Below are 19,376 nucleotides of genomic sequence, written 5' to 3'. Positions count from 1 at the left end.
GCCAATCCATTGGACACGAAGGAGAAATCGACTTATCCCCCGCTCCCACAGACCAGAGGAGGGGAATGGAATCGCCCCGAAATCCCATCCACAGACTTTTCCACAGCGGGCGGGCGGGCCTCTCCCCCGGCGGAGAGGCTCACACCCACGGGTAAGCCTGCCTCGCCTCGGCCACCAGGGCGTCGGTGGCGGTCTCGATGCGGGTCTCCAGTTCGGCCATGAAGGCCTTGCGGTCCATGCCCGGGGTAATGGCCGGCAGCGCCTGGATCACCAGGGTTCCCGGCTTCTTCAGAAAGCCGCGGCGGCGCCAGAAAAGCCCTGAATTCAAGGCGATGGGAACCACCGGCACCTTCAGCGCGCCATACAGCATGGCGACGCCGGAATGGTAGGGCAGCCTAGCGCCGGGGGCGGCGCGGGTTCCCTCGGGGAAGATCACCACCGGCCGGCCGGCGGCCACCGCGTCCCCGGCGCCCTTGACCATGGCCTTCAGCGCCTTGGTGCCGGCGGAACGGTCGATGGCGACCACGCCGGTCTTGCCGAGATACCAGCCGAAGAAAGGTATCCACAGCAGCTCGCGCTTCAGAATATAGGCAGGGTCGTTCAGCAGCAGATGGAACACGAAGGTCTCGAAGGCCGATTGATGCTTGGAGGCGACGATCAGCGGGCCGGGCGGCAGGTTCTCGGCGCCGCGCAGTTCGAAACGCAGACCCGCCAGCAGACGCAGGCCGGCCTGGACCCCGTTCAGCCAGACCTTCGCCGCCGGCAGCATCGCCTTGCGCGGCAGGACCAGCAGCGGCAGGTAGAGCACGGACAGCGTCGCCGTCCACAGCCACATGAAAATGATGAACAGGGCTGATCTGAGGACGATCACGGTTTGCTCTCCAGTTTGGGAAAAAACAGATGGCGCAGCCTTGCGGCCAGATACTTGGTGTATTCGGTGGCCAGCAGGCTGGCGGTGCCCGGCCAACGCCACCATTCCCGGGTCTTGACCGCCTCGGGATAGACCGGATGGGGCACGATGACCGCCCGCGGCATGGCGCGACGGAATTCCAGCCGGGCGCGCTTCATGTGGTAGGCGGCGGTGACCAGCCGCAGCGAGGCGAACCCCTCGGCCTCCATCCAGGCGGCGGTCTCGACGGCGTTGCCGACGGTGTCGTCGGCGGCATGCCCCAGGACGACGCGGGAAGCCGGCTCTCCCGCCGGCAGATGCGCCCGGCGCAGCAGGTCGGCCAGATCGACCGATTTGTGGACGCCAGAAACCAGTAGCTTGCGTCCCTTGCCGGCTTCCAGCAGGGCGAGGCCGCTGGACAGGCGGTCGCTGCCGCCGGTCAGCACCACGATGGCGTCGGTGACGGTGTCGCGATCCTCGACCTCGGTTCCCAGGGAATCGGCGAACATCAGCAACCCGCCGCCCCAGGCGCCCGCCAGCAGGCCGAACAATATGCCCAGCGTCGTCAGGGCGCGCCGCGATGACCGGAACCGGCTCATGGCATCCGCGACAAGGTGCCGTGGACGGTAAGGCGCGCGGTCAGCATGGCCAGCCCGGCGGCCAGCAGCGGCAGCAGGCCGATGGCCACGTATCCGAGAATGGGCAGACCGAGGCTGGGCAGGAAGCCGCCCTCGACCCGCCGCGCCGCCCAGCCGATGGCGGTCAGCGCCGGCACCGCCATGCCAAGCCCCATCAGGCCGCCGGCGATTCCCAGCGCGAAGGCGCGGTCGGCGAATTGCCGGGCGATGTAGTCGTCATGGGCGCCGATCAGATGCAGCACCTCGATGATGCCGTGATGCACCGCCATGCCGGTGCGGGTGCCGTAGACCACGGTGGCCGAGGTCACCGCCCCGATCAGCACCACCACCACCACCGCCAGCCACTGGACGGTGCGCGACAGGTTGACCAGCCGCGACAGCCATACCCGATGGTCGTCCAGGGAGGCGCCCGGCACCGCGCCCGACAGGCGTTCGGAGACCTCGGCCAGATCGAGTCTGGCGCCGGGATCGATGGTGACGTCGATCAGGCGGGGCAGCGGCAGGTCCTGGACCACGTCGGTGCTGCCCAGCCAGGGTTCCAGCAGCGCCAGGGTCCGGCGCTTGTCGAAGGCCTTGACCGCCACCACGCCGGGCACCTTGCGCATGACGTCGACCGCCAGGCGGACGCGCTCGTCGGTGGCGGCCTCGGCCTGCTCGCCGCCGGCCGGCAGCACCTGCACCGTGAGCGTGCCCGAGACGTCGCGATCCCAGCGGGTGATGACCTCGTTGATGACGAAGGCCCCCGCCACCGCCATGGAGGCCATGAACACCATCAGCGCCACCAGCCAGGGCAGGAAGCGCGAGGTGGCGTCGCCGGCCAGCGGCAGGTCGGAATGGCGGCCGAACATCAGTTCCCCTCCCCCATGCCGGAATCGCGAATTCGCGACACGGTGCCATGCTCGATATGAACGCGGGGCAGGTGGGCGAAACGCTGGACCAGCAATTCATTGTGGGTGGCGACCACGATGGTGGTTCCCAGCTTGTTCAGTTCCTCGAACAGATACATCAGGCGCATGGCGATGTGATCGTCGACGTTGCCGGTAGGTTCGTCGGCCAGAAGCAGGTCGGGCCGTCCGATGACGGCGCGGGCGATGGCGACGCGCTGTTTCTGCCCGCCCGACAGGGTCGATGGCTTGGCCCCCAGTTGATCGGCCAGTCCGACCCAGGCCAGCAATTCGGGAACGTGCTTCTGAATCTCGGATTCGCGCACCCCCCTGACCCGAAGCGGCAGGGCGACGTTATCCAGCGCGGTCAGGTGATCGAGCAGGCGGAAATCCTGGAACACCACGCCGATGCGCCGGCGCAGCGCCGGCAGTTCGTAGCGCTTGGTGTTGGCGATGTCGCGGTCGAACAGCACGACGCGGCCCCGCGTCGGGCGCAGGCCCAGATACATCAGGCGCAGCAACGAGGATTTGCCGGCGCCGGAAGGGCCGGTCAGAAAATGGAACGAACCCGACGGCAAGGCAAATGTTACGTCCTGAAGCACTTCCGGCCCCAGGCCGTAACGCAGCCCGACGCTGTCGAAGCGGATGATATTTTCCCCACGAGGGCGATGCCGCACGGCGTCTTCTCCCAAACGGGCCGAAGGATGGCACGGCCGCATCCCTGTTGTCCACAGGCCACCTTTCTCAAGAGCTTGTGTTGGTCTGGACTCCAGCCTATAACAAAGTACGTCTTTCCCGGTCTTGAGAACACATGCTCATCACCTGCCCCAATTGCGCCACCAACTTCTCCATTCCGGATTCGGCCCTCGGCACGACCGGACGCAAGCTGAAGTGCGCCAAATGCAGCCACAAGTGGTTCCAGCAGCCGCTGATGGTGATGGAAGACGATGACGACACCGATTTCGACCTGAAGGGGCCGTCCTTTCCGACGCCGCGCGAAGAGGCGCCGCGTTTCGAGGAGCCCCGCCGGGAAGAGCCGCCCCGCCCGGCGGCGCGTCCATCGCTGTCGGCCGACCTGGACGATTTCGAGTCCTCGCCGCCGCCGTCCGGCTTCGGCTCGCGTCCATCCGCCGCGGATGACGACGACCTGGGCCAAAGCCTGCTGGACGAGGGGCCGCAGCCGATTCCCGACGTCTTCGCCACCCGCGCCCCCGACGAGAAGAAGGGCACCGGGCTCTTGTGGCTGCTGCTGCTGCTGCTGATCCTGGGGGGATTGGGCGGCGCCGGCTACTATTTCCAGGATCAGGTGGTCGAAATGGTGCCCGAGGCCGGCGACATGCTGGCCCAGGTGGGGCTGCGGCACGAAAAGCCGGGCGCCGGGCTGGAACTGCGCAAGGCCGGCACGCCCGAACGCTTCGTCCACAACGACACCGACGTCCTGGTGGTGCGCGGCATCATCGCCAATATCAGCGACCGCGTCCGGCCGGTTCCGACCATGAAACTGGTGCTGATGGACAAGGACAAGCGGCCGGTCCAGGAAAAACTGTCCAAGGCGCCGGTCACCGCGCTGGAACCGCAGGGCACCGCCAGCTTCAAGATCATGCTGGAACGGCCCGACCCGACCGCCGTCGAGGTGGTGGTGGTGTTCGTCGATACCGCCGAGGCCGCCGTTGCGGCTCCGCCGTCCACGCCCAAGGTTCCGGCCCCATCCCCGGCTTCCGATACGCCCCCGGCGTCCGATACGCCCCCTGTCAGCCCGGCCAAGCCGACCGACGCGCCGCCGGCCGCTCCCGCCGCCGAGACCAAGCCCGCCGCTCAGTGACCGCCCTGACGCCTCTTCGTCGGGTTTGACTTTCGTCGCCCGAGAGGCGAGGGTGCGGCCATGAGCCGATCTCCCCGACATCCCCCAAGACCATCCCCCCGCGCCATCGCCGTGGACCTGCTGTCCGCCATCCTCGACCGCCAGCGGCTGCTGGACGAGGTGCTGGAGGATTCCCGCCTCGCCGGCCTCGACGAACGGGACCGCGGCTTCGTCCGCCTGCTGCTGGCCACCGTGCTGCGACGGCTCGGCCAGATCGAGGTGCTGATCGAGACCTGCCTGGACAAGCCGCTGCCCGCCAAGGCCGCCGCCGCGCAGCATGCGCTGCGCCTGGGCATCGCCCAACTGCTGTTCCTTGACGTCCCCCCCCATGCCGCCATCTCCACCAGCGTCGATCTGGTCAAGGGGACCCAGTTGGCCGGTTTCGCCGGGTTGATCAACGCCGTGCTGAGACGGCTTGCCCGTGACGGCGCCGCCATGGTGGCCGGCCAGGACGCGGCGCGGCTCAACATGCCGGACTGGCTGTGGCGGTCCTGGACATCGGCCTATGGCGAGGACGCCACCCGAGCCATCGCCGCCGCCCATCTGGTGGAGGCGCCGATGGACATCACCGTCGCCTCGGATCCCCAGGGCTGGGCCGAACGGCTGGAAGCCGAGATCCTGCCCGGCGGCAGCCTGCGCCGCCTTGAAGGCGGCGGTTCGGTGACCGGATTGCCGGGCTTCGACCAGGGGGCGTGGTGGGTGCAGGACGCCGCCGCCGCCCTGCCGGTCGGCCTGCTGGGCGACGTGGCCGGCAAATCCGTCGCCGATCTGTGCGCCGCTCCCGGCGGCAAGGCGCTGCAACTGGCCGCCGCCGGCGCGGTGGTGACCGCGGTCGACCGTTCGGCCAAGCGGCTGGTGCGCTTTTCCGACAATCTGGCCCGCCTCGGCCTGACCGCCACCGTGGTGGAAGCCGATGCCGGCGCCTGGACGCCGTCCCAACCGTTCGACGCCATCCTGCTGGACGCCCCGTGCTCGGCCACCGGCACGCTGCGCCGGCACCCCGACGTGGCCTGGCATAAGAATCCGGCCGAGGTCGTCAAGCTGGCCGGGGTCCAGGCCCGGCTGCTGCGGGCGGCGCTGCCCATGCTGAAGCCGGGTGGAATTCTGGTCTATTGCGTGTGCTCGCTGCAACCCGAGGAAGGGGCGGAACAGGTGGACCGCCTGCTGGCCGAAGGCGCGCCGCTGAGGCGGGTTCCCGTCACGGCCGCCGAGGTCGGCGGGCTGGCCGAGGCCGTCACCACCGCCGGCGATCTGCGCACCCTGCCCTGCCATCTTGCCGAACGGGGCGGCATGGATGCATTCTTCGCCGCGAGACTGCAAAGGACCTGACATGACCGCCAGACGTTTCGCCCTGATCGACCGCGACGGCACCATCAACGTGGAAAAGCACTACCTGTCCGATCCCGACCAACTGGAGCTTTATCCCGGCGTCGGCGCGGCGATCCGGCGGCTGAACCGGCTCGGCCTCGGGGTGGCGGTGGTCACCAACCAGTCGGGAATCGCCAGGGGCTATTTCGACCTGGAGCGGCTGGAACAGATTCACACCCGCCTCTACGCCTTGCTGGAGGCGGAAGGCGCAGCCATCGACGGGATCTATGTCTGTCCGCACGCCCCCACCGACGTCTGCGACTGCCGCAAGCCGCTGCCCGGCATGGTCGCCCAGGCGGTGGCCGAGCATCACTTCGATCCGGCGGCATCCTTCATGATCGGCGACAAGGAAGTGGACGTGGAACTGGGCCGGGCCGTCGGCGCCACCACCTTCCTGGTTCGCACCGGCCACGGCCGCGACCATGTGACCGGCACCAAGGCCGATCACGTTGTCGACGACCTGCCGGCGGCGGTCAGGATCATCGAGACCCTGGTGTAGGGCGCCATCCTCCTCAGCGCACCTTGCCGACGTAGTCGTCGACGCTCTGGCTCAGCGAATCCACCACCTTGCTCAGCGTGCGGGCGCTCCAGATCACCCGGATGGTGCCGCCGCAGGCCTGGGCCGAGGACTGGGACATATGCGCCACGTTGGTCGAGACCTCCGCCGCCTTGGCGGCGACCTCGTCGATGTGGGAGGAAATCTCGCGGGTAACGGCCTCCTGTTCCTGCACCGCGCCGGCGATGGCGGCGGAAATCTGGTCGATGCCGCGAATGGTGTCGACCACGCCGGTAATGCCGGCGGCGGCCGAGCGGGCGGCCTCCTGAACGGCGCCGACCTGACGGGTGATATCCTCGGTGGCCCGCGCCGTCTGGTTGGCGAGGTTCTTGACCTCGCCCGCCACCACGGCGAAGCCCTTGCCGGCCTCACCGGCGCGGGCGGCCTCGATGGTGGCGTTCAAGGCCAGCAGGTTGGTCTGGGACGCGATGTCGTTGATCAGGTTGACCACGTCCCCGATCTGGCTGACCGATTCGGCCAAGCCGTTCATGCGTTCGACCGTCTGGGCGATATCGCCCACCGCCGACTGGGCCACATGGGCGGATTCGTTGACCCGCTGGGCGATCTCGTTGATGGCGGCGGCCAACTGCCGGCTGGATTCGGAAACGGCGGCGGCGCGCTGGGTGGTGACCTCGGCGGCCTCGCCCACGTCGAGCGAGCGGCCGCCGGCGCTTTCCGAGCGCTGAGCCATGATGTTGGCGGTCTGGCCGATGCCCCGGGTCGCCACCGAGACCTGCGACACCAGGGACTCGACCGTTTCCTCGAAATTGCGGGTTTCCCGGTCGCGGGCATCCATGTCGTCCAGCACCTTGTTGATCATGGTGGCGTAGTCGAGATAGTCGCCGCGCAGCCCCTGAAGCGGAATGAAGCGGAAATACTTCTTCTCGCCGGCGAACTTCATGGCGGCGCCGGTGTCCTTGGCGAATTCCTCGGTGATGTCCAGCACCCGGTTGAGGGCGTTGAGCATGCGGCCCAGCTCGTCGTCGCGGCCGATGCGGGTCAGGCGGATATTGAGGTCGCCGGCAGCCGCCCGCGACGCCACTGCCTCGCCACGCTCCACCAGATCGATGATGGAGGTGATCTGGCGATGCGACTTCAGCATCAGCGGGAACAGGACGGCGCCGGCCACCGCCGCCAGCGCCAGCATGATCAGGCCGGGGGTGCGGTCGCCGCCGCCGGCGGACGCCATCATCAGCCCGTGGGCGATAGCGGCGAAGGCGACGCCGCCGGTGACCAGCAGCGCCACCAGGGTCAGGGTCGAGGTGCGGGCGACCTGCCGACGGAGCGAGGGAGTGGACAAGGCGCTTCTCCTACCGGCTGATGGTCATGACCAGACGGTCATAGCTGTCGAAACCGAGATCGCCGATGGTCTTGACCAGGGCGGCGAAGGATTGCTCCATCCCGGCCTTGCGGTCGGCGGCCCGAGTCTCGATGCCCAGCAAGGTCTCGTAAAGCGGCTTGACCGTCGCCACCGCCTCGGCCTTGGGCACCCGGCGGTTCGAGTGATAGGCCACGATATTGCCGGCGCGGTCGTAGCATGGCGTCACATGGGCGAAGACCCAGTAATGGTCGCCGTTCTTGGCCCGATTGATCACATACGCGAACACCTCGTGCCCCTGCCCGATCCGGTCCCACAGGAACTTGAACACGCAGCGCGGCATGGCGGGATGGCGCAGGATGCTGTGGGGCGCCCCCAGCAATTCATCCTCGGCATAGCCGCTGATGCCGATGAAGACATCGTTGGCATAGGTGATCTTGCCGGCAAGATCGGTCTTGGAGACGATCACGTCATCCCACTGGAACGTCCGTTCGACATTGGTCAGCGATCTATCCAGTGCCATGGGTGCGCGCCCTCGCCATTCCGCTGGCCGGAATCGATCCTGGCCGGTTCATCGTGGAATAGTTATTACATATTACAACACTGTTATGGAAAGGGGCTTTGTCGCCTTCGGCCGGGGAATCAGGCGGCGCCGTCCTTCCATTCGCCGCGGCGGCGCAGCCAGCCGACATATTCGTCGGCCGGAAGCGGGCGGCTGTAATGATAGCCTTGGACCACGTCGCAGCCCAGTTCCGACAGGAAGGCCAACTGGCCGTCGGTCTCGACGCCCTCGGCGACCACGTCGAGACGCAGGATGCGCGCCAGGGCGATGATGGTCTGGATGATGGCGGCGTCCTCGGGATCAATCCCAAGGTCGGCGATGAAGGACCGGTCGATCTTGATGGCACTGATGGGAAAGCGCTTGAGATAGGCCAGGCTGGAATAGCCCGTGCCGAAATCGTCCACCGACACCCGCAATCCCAGTCCACGCAGCCGCTGCAAGGTGACGATGGCCTTCTGCGGGTCTTCCATCACCGCCGATTCGGTCAGTTCCACCTCGATGGCGTCGCCGGAGATGCCGTGGCGGAGCAGAATTTCCTCGATGCGCCGCACCAGGGATTCGTCACGGAACTGGCGGACCGACAGGTTGACCGCCACCGGAATGTCGGGCAGGCCGGCGTCGCGCCAGCTCCGCACGTCGCGGCAGGCCTGTTCCAGCACCCAATAGCCGATGGGAACGATCAGGCCGGTTTCCTCGGCGATGGGAATGAAGTCGATGGGGGAAATCAGCTCGCCGCCGGGCTGGCGCCAGCGGATCAGCGCCTCGGCGCCGCACAGCCGGCCGGTCGGCACATGCACCTTGGGCTGGTAGTACAGCACGAACTCGCCGTCCTCCAGCGCCCGGCGCAGGCTGGCCTCCATCTCCAGGCGCTGCTGGGCGCGCAGGTTCATGCTGGGATCGAAGAAGCGGAAGGTGCTGCGCCCCGCCGCCTTGGCCTGATACATGGCGATATCGGCGTTCTTCATCAGGGTCGGGCCATCGTCGCCGTCCTGCGGAAATACCGCGATGCCGATGCTGGTCCCCGAGTGGAGCAGACGACCCGAGATATCGAACGGCGCGGCGATGGCGGCGATGATCTTGTCGGCCACCTGGGCGACCTCGGCGGTATCGGTGAAGTCGCCCAGTATGACGATGAACTCGTCGCCGCCCAGCCGCCCCACCGTGTCGCTGCGGCGGACCGAGTCCTGGATGCGCTGCGCCGTGGTCTGGAGCAGCTTGTCGCCCTCCTGATGCCCAAGGCTGTCGTTGACCACCTTGAAACGGTCGAGATCGAGGAACAGGACCGCCACCTGATTGGCCTGACGCCGCGCCACGTCGATGGCGTGTTCCAGACGGTCGTCCAGCAGGGCGCGGTTGGGCAGGCCGGTCAGCGCGTCGTGATAGGCCTGATAGCGGATCTGTTCGTCCTTGCGCCGCAATTCGGTGACGTCGGTGAAGACCGAGACGAAACGGGAAAAGCGACCATCGGCGCCGGGAATGGCGGTGATGGTCAGCCATTCCAGGAAGGCCTCGCCATTCTTGCGGCGGTTCCACAGCTCGCCCTGCCAGCCGCCCTCATTGATGATCTGCCGCCACATGCCGGTGTAGAAGGCGTCGTCGTGATGATTGGACTTCAACAGCCTGGGGGTCTGGCCGATCGCCTCCTCGGCGGTGTAGCCGGTGATCTCGGTGAAGGCGGGATTGACCGAGACGATCACGCCGGTGGAATCGGTGATCAGGATTCCTTCCTGGGTGGTGTGGAACACGCTGGCGGCCAGCTGCATCTCGGCTTCGGCCAGCTTGCGCTCGGTGATGTCGCGCCATGCGCAATAGATCACCGGCCGGCCTTGCAGGACGATGGCCGACAAGGTGACCTCGGCCAGGAACTCGCTGCCGTCCAGTCGGGTATGAACCCATTCGAAGCGATGGATTCCCTTCTCCCTGGCCTGGGCCATCATCCGCTCCGCCTTGGAAAAGGACGACTCGCCATCGGGCTGGACCGGCGGCGACAATTGCGACGGATGGATGAACAGCAGCACGTCCTTGGACGGATAGCCCAGGATGGAGACGGCGGCGTCGTTGCATTCGATGAACCGGTTGTCCTCGATGATCCAGGCCGGATCGGGCGACGAATCGAACAAGGTGCGCATGCGCTCCTCGCTCTCGCGCACCCGGACCGCCTCTTCCCGGCGCGCGGTGACGTCGCGCAGGATGGCCATGGTATAGGTCCGGCCGCCAAGCGCATAGCTGGAGCCATGCACCTCCATGTCGAAGGCGGAGCCGTCGCGGCGGAGGCCGCGGGTGACGTATTCCGCCTCCACCGCCTCGCCCCTGGCGCGCCGGGTGATACGGTCAAGCACCAGGGGACGCTGATCGGGGGCCACGGTGTCGATGATCGAGGTTCCGATCAGCTCGTCGGGGGAATCATAGCCGAACAGCCGCAGATAGGCGGGATTGACCAGGGTGTGAAGGCCGTTCCGATGCAGGCAGATGGCGTCCATGGCGTTATCGAAGATCGCCTGGAGCGTCTGACTCAAACCGATGTCGGAACCGTCCTCGACACCCATACACGATCCCCGGCCATGCAATCCCCCGTAAACAATATTGGAAATGCCGGTTAGCCGCCAGTTGCTAATCGGATGCGGGGGCCTCCTTCACCGCCCTCATCGTCAAAGACGGTCAGGCCTCGCGCCCGACACGAACCCGATAGGATAATCCGATCTTTTCCAGCAACGTCACGGACAGGCCGGTTTCACCGTCGCGGCAGGCCGCCTGCCTGCCGATATCGAAGGCGGCCCCCAGCAGATGCTTCTGGCTGGGGTCGGCGTCGATCAGGCGGACCGGGGCCCGCCCGTGCCGGCATTCGGCGACGTCGTCGTCGGCCTTCATGACCAGGACGCCATGGCCGGGCAGGATGGTGTCGAAGTGGCCGACCGGCTGGCGATTCTCGATCAGGACATAGCGGGACCGGCTCAGTTGAACCCGAATCGCCAGGGTCTCGCCCGAACCGTCCGCCAACGGAGCCAGAACAATCTCCTCGGGCGGGCCATCGAGGGAAACATCCCTGATCTTGGCGGCCGGCATCCAGCCCAGGCGCAGCCTGGTCCAACTGGAAATGCCGGGCGGCGGCAACTCGCGCTTGTAGGAATGGCACGACATCGGGTCCCAGAACCCCATGTTGATCAGCGCGTTCGCCCACCCCTTGTCCAGGGTGGGATACTGGACCTGAAGATCGTGGTCGTACAGGCAGGGCACCCGGCGCTTGCCGTCCCGCACGCCGCCCCAGACATGGGCGCAATCATGGAACAGGGTGCCTGGATGGGCCGAGGCGGTGAAGATCGCCACTCCGCCCCGCACCGACTGCCCGAGCCGGGTTTGCAAGGGCAGTTCGGTGCGCCAGCCCAGCATGCCGGGATAACCGCACAGCCCGACCATGCCGTAATCGAGGAAGCGCGCCCGCAAATACACCACCACATGGTCGTAGCGGGACAGGTCGTAATCGTCGTCGATGGCGTCGATGGCATGCTGGATCAGCATGATGACGCGGGTCTTGTCCACTTGCAGGTTGATCGGAGAAATGGCGTAGCGCGACAAGGGCTGCGGCATCATCCGCCAGCCGCTCGCGTGGACGTCCAGACTGTCCTGGCCGTAGGACATTTCCCGGACATAGCGGTCCAGGATGGCGAAGCGCTCCTCGACCCAGCCCTGCTCGACCCGCAACGGATTGTCGGGAAATTCGACCATGATAATCAGCCCGCGCCGCGTGGCGGGAGTGGGCGGGAGCGCGGCCTCGGCGGGAGGGAACGCCCCCACGCCGGCACAGGCCGCCGCTCCGGCCACGAACATCCTGCGCGATATCCCAGGCGTCATGGCGGCCCCCTTTCGCATGACCTCGTTCCAATTCTACGCCAGTCCCGCCTTGGGGTGAAGGGGGGCATGGCGGAACCGGCCGGCCCGGCTCAGCGCCGCGCGCCGTCGCGGATGACGGCACCTCCGTGAAGAGGAACGACGTTGCCGTCGCGACCGCAAGCGCCGTCGTCCAGCGCCACCTCGCCACCCAGGATTTCCGTGCAGCGCCGCAACGCCGCCGCCTGAATGTCCCTGGCCGAGCGGCCGAGATCACCCGGAACCCGCAGGGTCATGGAGATGGACTGCCCGGCGATGGGGCCGGCCGGGTCACCGATGGACAGGCTGACCAGCAGGCCGTCGCGATCGGACGGCCCCACCCGCATCTTCATGATCGTCAGCTTTTCCACGGCCAGACCTCCCGATCGGCATCCCCGGCGAAAGGCCCGGACGGGGGCGGACGAACGCCCCCGCCCGGCCTTGTCTCCATCACTGCGCGGCGGCGGCCGGAGCCGACCCGCCGGCCCGGCGCTTCTGGTCGATCATCTGGAAATAGCTTTCCAGGCGATTCTTGACGTTGGCGGCCGAGAAATAGCGCGGATCGACCAGATCGGTCTCGACGAAGGCGCCGGGCCGGCCGGTGCGCTTCTCGACTTCCTTCATCATCATAAGCTCGCCGGCGGCGAAGCTGTTGCAGCTTTTGATCGAGTTGATCAGCAGGCCGTCGGCCTCGTATTCCTCCACATAGGTCGCCAGCATGTTGACCCGCTCGGGCAGGTTGCGGTTGGTGTAGCAGCCCAGGCAGTAATCGGCCAGGCTCTCCAGCGGATGATCGGGGTCGTGGCGGAAGCCGTCGAAATCGTAGACGCCGCCGACCTTGGTGTAGGAACTGGCGACGGCGACGGCGCCCTCGTCATAGAGCATCTTCCAGAAATCGCGGAAATGGGTCCAGTTGGGCGGACCCTCGGTGACCAGACGATAACGCTCGGGTCCCATGTCGCCTTCCGGGGTGATCGGCCCCTTGCCCTGGCGGACGCGGTCCTCGATCTCGCCCTTCAGGATCTGGTAGAACTCGACGGCGTCCTGGGTGCCGCGAAAGGCGGTGAAGATCGGCCCGACGTAATAGACGGCGCCGAAATAGGCGTCGATGGGCGACGGCTTGTTCTTGGCGCTTTGCAGCACCCAGACCAGATCATCCTCGGCCTTGGCGGAAAGCTTCAGGCATTCACGCAGGCGGTCGATGTCGAACTTGACCCCGGAGACCTGCTCCATGGCGGGAATCACCGATTCCTTCAACTGCTTGACGATGTAGTCGCGCATGTTGGCGGTCGAGTGGCCGTCGCCGGTATAGGGGACGTGCAGCATGGCGGTCGGGCACTTGTATTCCTCGCGCAGCAGCTCGAACCACTTCATGAAGGTGTAGCAGCCGGTATAGCTGAGCAGCAGCAGGTCGGGCGCCGGAAACGGCTTGCCATTGGGGGCGAGGTTGCCGCGTCCCATCATGCCGATGTCGGCCTTGACGTAGGTGCAGACATCCTCGGAATGGCCATTCTTCTCGGCGTCCATGATATAGGCGCCCGACTGTTTGCGCAGCCCGCCCTGGATGGCATTGATCTCCGGCAGGTTGTTCAGCATGCCGAACGACATGATCAGCTCGTTGAGGTTGCCGGGCACGAACGTCGAGGCGACCTTGCGGCCGGTCTCGTGCTTGGAGGTGATGGCGTCGTAGTTCCGCGCGATCATCTCCTTTTGCTTGATCATCGACCGTTCCTTGATGACGTCCTTGTCCGCGCTCATGTCTTCCGCTCCAGCGTTGGATTGCCCCGCCCGCCCGACCCGGCCGGCGGCCCGATAATTCTTTATGCATAAACTAAATCCCCGACATATTTCAAGCTTAAAGTATACCGATTTTCCCGATCCGATCCTGGCAGCGCGACATTGACATCAAACCCCTCGCCATGAGATCACCGTCACCGATCAGTAGAAAAGGCGCAGCCAACCCGACCGGGATCCCCCCGGAACGGGCGGCCGAAAGAGGATCGGAGCGGATGACCGGATTCGAAACGGAATCCCTGGCCGGAATCGTCGAAGCCGGCGGCCCCGAATCGGGACTGGCACCCATCCGGCGGACATCCGGTTCATGAGCGATCTTCCCCCGTCCTTTTCCGACCGGCGCGTCTGCGTCGTCGGTCTCGGCTATGTCGGCCTGACCCTGGCGGCGACCCTGGCCGAAGTGGGGTTCACCGTCTTCGGCATCGAGATCCGCGCGGATGTGGTCGAGGCGCTGAACCGGGGCGAACCCCATTTCCACGAGCCCAATCTGGCCGAGGTGCTGGGGCGGGTGATGAAAGCGGGACGGCTTTCGATCCATCGCGACATTCCCGCGGACTGCGACGCCACCGTCTATTTCGTCACGGTGGGGACGCCGCTGGATGCCGACGGCAATCCCCGCCTGGACATGGTGGACGGCACCGTCCGCCAGATCGCCGCCCATTACCGGCCGGGCGCCCTGATCATCATGCGCTCGACCGTCCGCCTGGGGGTGACGCGCGAGCTGGTTCTGCCGATCCTGTCGGCCACCGGCAAGGAATACGGCCTGTGCTTCTGCCCCGAACGCACGGTGGAGGGCCAGGCGCTCCAGGAATTGCGGCACCTGCCCCAGATCGTCGGCGGCGGCGACATGGCGGCGGCGGTCCGCGCTGCCCAGCTGTTCCAGTTCATCACCCCCACGGTGGTCAGGGTCAGCAGCCTGGAGGCCGCCGAGATGATCAAGCTGATCGACAACGTCCACCGCGACGTGATGTTCGGCTTCGTCAACGAGGTGGCGCGGCTGTGCGACACCTCGGGCGTCAACGTCGCCGAGGTCATTTCGGCCGGCAAGCTGGGCTATGGTCGCACCAACCTGCCCATGCCCGGGCCGGTGGGGGGGCCATGCCTGACCAAGGACCCCTATATCCTGATGGACGGCATCCGCGGCCGCGGGGAAGAGGCCGCGATCACCGCCGCCGCCCGGGCCGAGAACGAACGCCAGTTGCCCCGTTCCGCCGAATTCCTGGCCGGCACGGCCGCGCGCATCGGAACGCCGTCCTCGCCGGTCATAACCCTGCTGGGGCTGGCCTTCAAGGGGCGCCCGGCCACCGACGACCTGCGCGGCACCACGGCGAGACCGATCCTCGACCGCCTCGTCCAGTTGTTCCCGACCGCGCGCATCCGCGGTTACGACGCGGTGGTCTCGGCCGCCGACATCGCCGCTTTCGGGATCGAGCCCTGCGCCTCGCTGGAAGAGGCGTTCGCCGGCAGCCACCTGATGATGATCCTGAACAACCACCCGGTCTTCTCGGGCATGCCCATCAACAGCCTGGCGGCGCGGACGGCCAGGCCCTGCTTCATCTACGACCTGTGGAACAATTTTTCCGCCCGCGGCCTGATGCTTCCCAAGGGCGTCGGCTATGGCAGCCTCGGCTGTCATGTGGACGCGGTCCTGCCACAAGCCTGAGCGGGGAAGAGGCATCATCATGACGGCGAAGCGTTATCTGGTCACCGGCGGAACGGGATTCATCGGCGCGGCGCTGGTGCGAAGGCTGGTGGCCGACGGCGCCATCGTCCGCGTCCTGGACAACAACTCGCGCGGGGCGCTGCGGCGGCTGGACGGCATTCTGGACGACGTCGACCTGGTCGAGGGCGATATCCGCGACGCCGAGGCGGTGCGCAAGGCGGCGGCCGGAGCCGACAGCGTGCTGCACCTGGCCTATGTCAACGGCACCCGTTTTTTCTACGAACAGCCGGAACTGGTGCTCGACGTCGGCGTCAAGGGCATGATCAACGTCCTCGACGCCTGCCGCCATCACGATATCGGCGAACTGGTGCTTGCCTCCAGTTCCGAGGTCTATCAGACGCCGCCCGACGTCCCCACCGACGAGCGTGCGCCGCTGTCGGTGCCCGACCCGCTCAACCCGCGCTATTCCTACGGCGGCGGCAAGATCATCAGCGAACTGATGGCGCTGAATTACGGCCGCACCGGCTTCGAACGGGTGATGGTGTTCCGCCCGCACAACGTCTACGGCCCCGACATGGGCTGGGAACACGTCGTGCCGGAATTCGCCCTGCGGCTGGCGGCGCTGCCCCCGGCGGGCGGTCCCCATCCCTTTCCCATCCAGGGAACCGGCGACGAGACCCGCGCCTTCGTCCACATCGACGACTTCTGCGACGCCATCGCCACCGTCCTTGACAAGGGCCGCCATCTCGAAATCTATCATGTCGGCAACGACGAGGAGGTGAGCGTGGCCTATCTGGCCCAGGCCGCCGCCGCCGCCCTGGGACGCTCGATCGCCATCGTCCCCGGCCGGCTGCAACCGGGCGGCACCCTTCGCCGCTGCCCCGACATTTCCAGGCTCCGCTCGCTCGGCTTCTCGCCGTCGCGCCCCCTGGCGACCGGATTGCCGCCGGTGGTGCTGTGGTACGAGAGCAACCGACATCTAGCCCCCAAGGACCAATCATGAGCACCGGAACGAACACGAAGCTGGCGGCCGGAACCGGCGGCAGCGTGGTGGTGGACAGTTGCCAGGTCTGCGGTCACGCCGAACTGGACTCGGTCTTGTTCCTGGGCTACCTGCCGCCGGTCAACCAGATGCGTCCCATCGGCCAGCGCCCGCACGAACAGCCGGCCTATCCGGCCGAACTGCTGTACTGCCCCCAATGCGAACTGGTGCAGATCGGCCTGGTGGTCGATCCGGAAATCCTGTTTCCGCCGGATTATCCCTATACCAGCGGCACCACCCGCATCCTGCATGAGAACTTCGCCAACCTGGCCGAGGAAAGCGCCGCCCTGCTGGGGCTGGGCGCCGACGACCTGGTGGTCGACATCGGTTCCAACGACGGCACCTTGCTGTCCAAGTTCCAGGGTCGGCACCGGGTGCTGGGCATCGAACCCACCGACGCCGGCCGGCTGGCCGTCGACAAGGGCATCGAGACCATAACCGCCTACTTCTCCCCCCAGGTCGGCGCCCGCGTCCGCGCCAGCCACGGTCCCGCCCGCGTGGTGACCGCCGCCAATTGCTTCGCCCATATCGAGAACGTTCACGCCATCGTCGAGGGCGTGATCGCCATGCTGGGCGACGACGGCGTCTTCATCAACGAATCCCACTACCTGATTCCGCTGCTGGACACCGTCCAGTACGATACGGTCTATCACGAGCATCTGCGCTACTACTCGCTGACCAGCGTCCGCAACCTGCTTGAAGGGCATGGGCTTGAAGTGATCCACGCCTGCCCCATTCCCAGCCATGGCGGCTCGATCCGGGTCTATGCCGCCCGGCGCGGGACACGGCCGGTGCAGCCGTCGGTCGCGGCCATCCTGGCGGCGGAAGCGGCGCGCGGCCCCATGCGCGAACAACTGCGGACGTTCCGCGACCGCACCATCTTGTCCAAGTTGCGCTTGCACGGCCTGCTGGCCGACATCAAGGCCAGGGGCGAGCGGGTCATCGCGGTCAGCGCGCCGTCCCGCGCCTCGACCCTGGCCAATTACGTCGGCCTCGACGACGGCCTGATCGACTATGTGGTCGAGATCAAGGGGTCCAGGAAAATCGGGCGCAACCTGCCGGGCACCCTGGTTCCGGTGGTCGAGGAATCCCGCATGTTCGACGACCAGCCCGACTATGCCCTGCTGTTCTCGTGGCACATCGCCGGAGAACTGATGCCCAAGCTGAGGGCCAAGGGCTTCAAGGGCAGGTTCATCGTGCCGCTGCCCGACCCCGTCGTCGTCGACTGAACGCCATGGACAAGCGCACCCACGCCTTTTTCCACGACGTCGTCGCCATCAGCCGCGACTTCCTGTCCAGGGTGCCGCCCGCCGGGAACGAACCGTCCATCGACCACACATTGAAACGGCTGGAGGCGGCGACCGGAGCCGCGCGCGCGGAAATGGTGCAGCGGTTCGAGGCGCTGGGCACGGCGCCGCCCGCCGCCGAATTCCGCGGCCGGCACGCCGTCGGCATGAACACCGTCGGCATCCTGTGCGACCGCGTCACCATCTTGCTGATGAAGGAATGGGCGCTGCGCCGCAAGGAAGGAAGGCACGCCGAGGCCGACCACCTGCTGGAAACCCAGGTGGCCTCGATCGTCGACGCGCTGGCCGACGCCTCGCCCGGGGACCCGACGCTGCTCAACAAGGTCTCGACCCTGACCGCCGAGGTGAACGGCGACAGTTGGGGGGCCGCCTATTTCGGCCTGCTGGCCTCCAACCTGCTGATGTGGGAAACCCAGGAAATCTTGTATCGCGGCGACATCATGGCGCTGCCCGGCGACGAATTGCGGCTTTACATCTACTGGTTCTCGCGGGCCAACATGCTGCGCAACGAATGCATCTCGCGCTGCGAACGGCTGTTCTGGAGCTGACCGGTGAGCGGCGACGCCTCCCGCGTGATCCATGAGGCGGTCGGACGCTTTCTCGAAGGCGATGCCGTCGGGGCGGTGGCCATGGCGTCAATGCCCGGAGTGATCGAAACCCCGCTGGCCCAGGCGGCCCTACAGGCGTTCGAACATTCGCCGCCATACCATCCCGCCTTCGGCCGCCTTTCCCTGACCCGGCCGGAACGGGACGGCGAGCTTGCCGTCGACGTGTTCGGCATCCGCCTGCGTCCGGACTTCGAGCGCCAACTGCCGGCCGGACGCCTGACGAGCGGCCGCGGCTCAGGACTGTCCGTGCCGCCGCCGCACTATTCCGACCATTATCGGCTGCTCGATCTTCTGATGGCCCTGGAGGCGGCGGACCGCCGTTTCGTCATGATCGAGGCCGGAGCCGGCTATGGCCGCTGGCTGGTCACCGCCGCCGCCCTGATCCGCCGCCATCCGGGCCTGGACATCCGGGAAACGAGGCTGGTGGGGGTGGAACCGCATCCGACGCGGTTCCAGTGGCTGCTTCGGCATTTCACCGACAACGACCTCGATCCGGCGGATCATGACCTGATCAACGTCGCCATCCATGTCGCGGCGGAACCGGTCCTGTTCCGCCGTGACGCCTCCCCGGCCCTTCCCGACGACGAAGCCTGCAACTACGATCAGGGGCTCGCCTTCTTCGAGGGCTGGCGGGAGGCGGCGCGGCGACATCGGGAAATGGTCGTCGCCACCGACGGCGGCTCGCACCGTCTGAGCAGCGTCGCCGCACTGCCCATGTCCAGCCTTCTCGACCGGGTGGACGGCGCCGTCGACCTGCTTCACCTCGATTTGAGGGGGGCGGAACTCCAGGCGGTGACGGCCGCCCTTCCCGCCCTGGCCGAACGGGTGAAGCGGCTGCACGTCGCCAGCATCAACGAGGCCGGCGACATGGATCTGGCGCGGCAATTGGTCGCGGCCGGATTCGACATGATCCGCCACCGTCCGGCGGCCAGCATCTCCCTTACCGCCGAAGGCGTGCTTCGCACCGCCGACGGCATCCAGACCTGGACCAACAGCCGCTTCGTCCCCTCCCCGCCCGCCCC

General features: G+C 66.9%; 18 protein-coding genes. 8 read left to right on the top strand and 10 right to left on the bottom strand.

All coding sequences use genetic code 11. The annotated features are described in order from the left end of the window. Positions 1 to 139: 139 nt before the first annotated feature. Genes MTBSS4_RS09990 through ftsE form a run of 4 tightly spaced genes read right to left on the bottom strand, consistent with a single transcriptional unit; the run spans position 140 to position 3,088 of the window. Positions 140 to 871: a 1-acyl-sn-glycerol-3-phosphate acyltransferase gene (locus MTBSS4_RS09990; protein WP_173983262.1), complete on the bottom strand. Its 732-nt coding sequence runs from the start codon at positions 869 to 871 to the stop codon at positions 140 to 142. Then, positions 868 to 1,488, bottom strand: coding sequence for a YdcF family protein (locus MTBSS4_RS09985; protein WP_173983261.1), 621 nt, complete (start codon positions 1,486 to 1,488; stop codon positions 868 to 870). Before MTBSS4_RS09985 ends, MTBSS4_RS09990 begins: the two co-directional genes overlap by 4 nt. Beyond that, positions 1,485 to 2,375, bottom strand: coding sequence for an ABC transporter permease (locus MTBSS4_RS09980; protein ID WP_173983260.1), 891 nt, complete (start codon positions 2,373 to 2,375; stop codon positions 1,485 to 1,487). The genes MTBSS4_RS09985 and MTBSS4_RS09980 overlap by 4 nt, the downstream gene beginning before the upstream one ends. Continuing rightward, positions 2,375 to 3,088 (bottom strand): cell division ATP-binding protein FtsE, encoded by a 714-nt coding sequence (gene ftsE / locus MTBSS4_RS09975; protein ID WP_173983259.1) that lies wholly within the window; start codon positions 3,086 to 3,088, stop codon positions 2,375 to 2,377. Before ftsE ends, MTBSS4_RS09980 begins: the two co-directional genes overlap by 1 nt. Positions 3,089 to 3,222: 134 nt before the next feature. Here ftsE and MTBSS4_RS09970 point away from each other — a divergent pair, with 134 nt between their 5' ends. The 3 genes from MTBSS4_RS09970 to gmhB are packed head-to-tail and all read left to right on the top strand — an operon-like array spanning position 3,223 to position 6,139. Further along, on the top strand, positions 3,223 to 4,233 hold the full coding sequence (locus tag MTBSS4_RS09970) for a DUF3426 domain-containing protein (protein WP_173983258.1): 1,011 nt from the start codon (positions 3,223 to 3,225) through the stop codon (positions 4,231 to 4,233). A 60-nt stretch (positions 4,234 to 4,293) separates the two neighbouring features. After that, entirely contained in the window at positions 4,294 to 5,601 is a 1,308-nt protein-coding gene (rsmB, locus tag MTBSS4_RS09965; protein WP_173983257.1) for a 16S rRNA (cytosine(967)-C(5))-methyltransferase RsmB, read from the top strand. 1 nt (position 5,602) lies between these two features. Beyond that, a complete protein-coding gene (gmhB, locus tag MTBSS4_RS09960; RefSeq protein WP_173983256.1) occupies positions 5,603 to 6,139 on the top strand; it encodes a D-glycero-beta-D-manno-heptose 1,7-bisphosphate 7-phosphatase in 537 nt (178 codons plus the stop codon). 13 nt (positions 6,140 to 6,152) lie between these two features. On the opposite strand, the gene MTBSS4_RS09955 is transcribed toward gmhB, so the two are convergent. From MTBSS4_RS09955 to bcrB, 6 genes are all read right to left on the bottom strand, one after another. Further along, positions 6,153 to 7,496, bottom strand: a complete 1,344-nt coding sequence (locus MTBSS4_RS09955) for a methyl-accepting chemotaxis protein (protein WP_254432474.1) — start codon at positions 7,494 to 7,496, stop codon at positions 6,153 to 6,155. Between the two features lie 10 nt (positions 7,497 to 7,506). Next, complete coding sequence (locus tag MTBSS4_RS09950) at positions 7,507 to 8,037, bottom strand: PAS domain-containing protein (RefSeq protein ID WP_173983255.1); 531 nt, start codon at positions 8,035 to 8,037, stop codon at positions 7,507 to 7,509. 119 nt (positions 8,038 to 8,156) lie between these two features. Then, a complete protein-coding gene (locus MTBSS4_RS09945; protein WP_173983254.1) occupies positions 8,157 to 10,592 on the bottom strand; it encodes an EAL domain-containing protein in 2,436 nt (811 codons plus the stop codon). A 142-nt stretch (positions 10,593 to 10,734) separates the two neighbouring features. Continuing rightward, on the bottom strand, positions 10,735 to 11,943 hold the full coding sequence (locus MTBSS4_RS09940; protein ID WP_173983253.1) for a hypothetical protein: 1,209 nt from the start codon (positions 11,941 to 11,943) through the stop codon (positions 10,735 to 10,737). Between the two features lie 71 nt (positions 11,944 to 12,014). Further along, positions 12,015 to 12,311, bottom strand: coding sequence for a hypothetical protein (locus MTBSS4_RS09935; RefSeq protein WP_173983252.1), 297 nt, complete (start codon positions 12,309 to 12,311; stop codon positions 12,015 to 12,017). 79 nt (positions 12,312 to 12,390) lie between these two features. Further along, positions 12,391 to 13,698, bottom strand: a complete 1,308-nt coding sequence (gene bcrB / locus MTBSS4_RS09930) for a benzoyl-CoA reductase subunit B (RefSeq protein WP_173983251.1) — start codon at positions 13,696 to 13,698, stop codon at positions 12,391 to 12,393. A 343-nt stretch (positions 13,699 to 14,041) separates the two neighbouring features. On the opposite strand from bcrB, the gene MTBSS4_RS09925 reads away from it, so the two are divergent. The 5 genes from MTBSS4_RS09925 to MTBSS4_RS09905 form a co-directional block, all read left to right on the top strand. Beyond that, positions 14,042 to 15,397 (top strand): nucleotide sugar dehydrogenase, encoded by a 1,356-nt coding sequence (locus MTBSS4_RS09925; RefSeq protein ID WP_173983250.1) that lies wholly within the window; start codon positions 14,042 to 14,044, stop codon positions 15,395 to 15,397. Positions 15,398 to 15,416: 19 nt separating this feature from the next. Then, positions 15,417 to 16,400: an NAD(P)-dependent oxidoreductase gene (locus tag MTBSS4_RS09920; protein WP_173983249.1), complete on the top strand. Its 984-nt coding sequence runs from the start codon at positions 15,417 to 15,419 to the stop codon at positions 16,398 to 16,400. Further along, complete coding sequence (locus MTBSS4_RS09915) at positions 16,397 to 17,668, top strand: class I SAM-dependent methyltransferase (protein WP_173983248.1); 1,272 nt, start codon at positions 16,397 to 16,399, stop codon at positions 17,666 to 17,668. Before MTBSS4_RS09920 ends, MTBSS4_RS09915 begins: the two co-directional genes overlap by 4 nt. Before the next feature lie 5 nt (positions 17,669 to 17,673). Continuing rightward, entirely contained in the window at positions 17,674 to 18,294 is a 621-nt protein-coding gene (locus MTBSS4_RS09910) for a hypothetical protein (RefSeq protein ID WP_173983247.1), read from the top strand. A 3-nt stretch (positions 18,295 to 18,297) separates the two neighbouring features. Continuing rightward, on the top strand, positions 18,298 to 19,376 hold a 1,079-nt coding region (locus MTBSS4_RS09905), incomplete at its 3' end, for a hypothetical protein (RefSeq protein WP_173983246.1).

This window comes from Magnetospirillum sp. SS-4, from assembly GCF_902729425.1.
Classification (GTDB): domain Bacteria; phylum Pseudomonadota; class Alphaproteobacteria; order Rhodospirillales; family Magnetospirillaceae; genus Phaeospirillum.
Note: the sequence above shows the minus strand (reverse complement) of the source record. Positions and strands in the feature narration are given on the sequence as shown.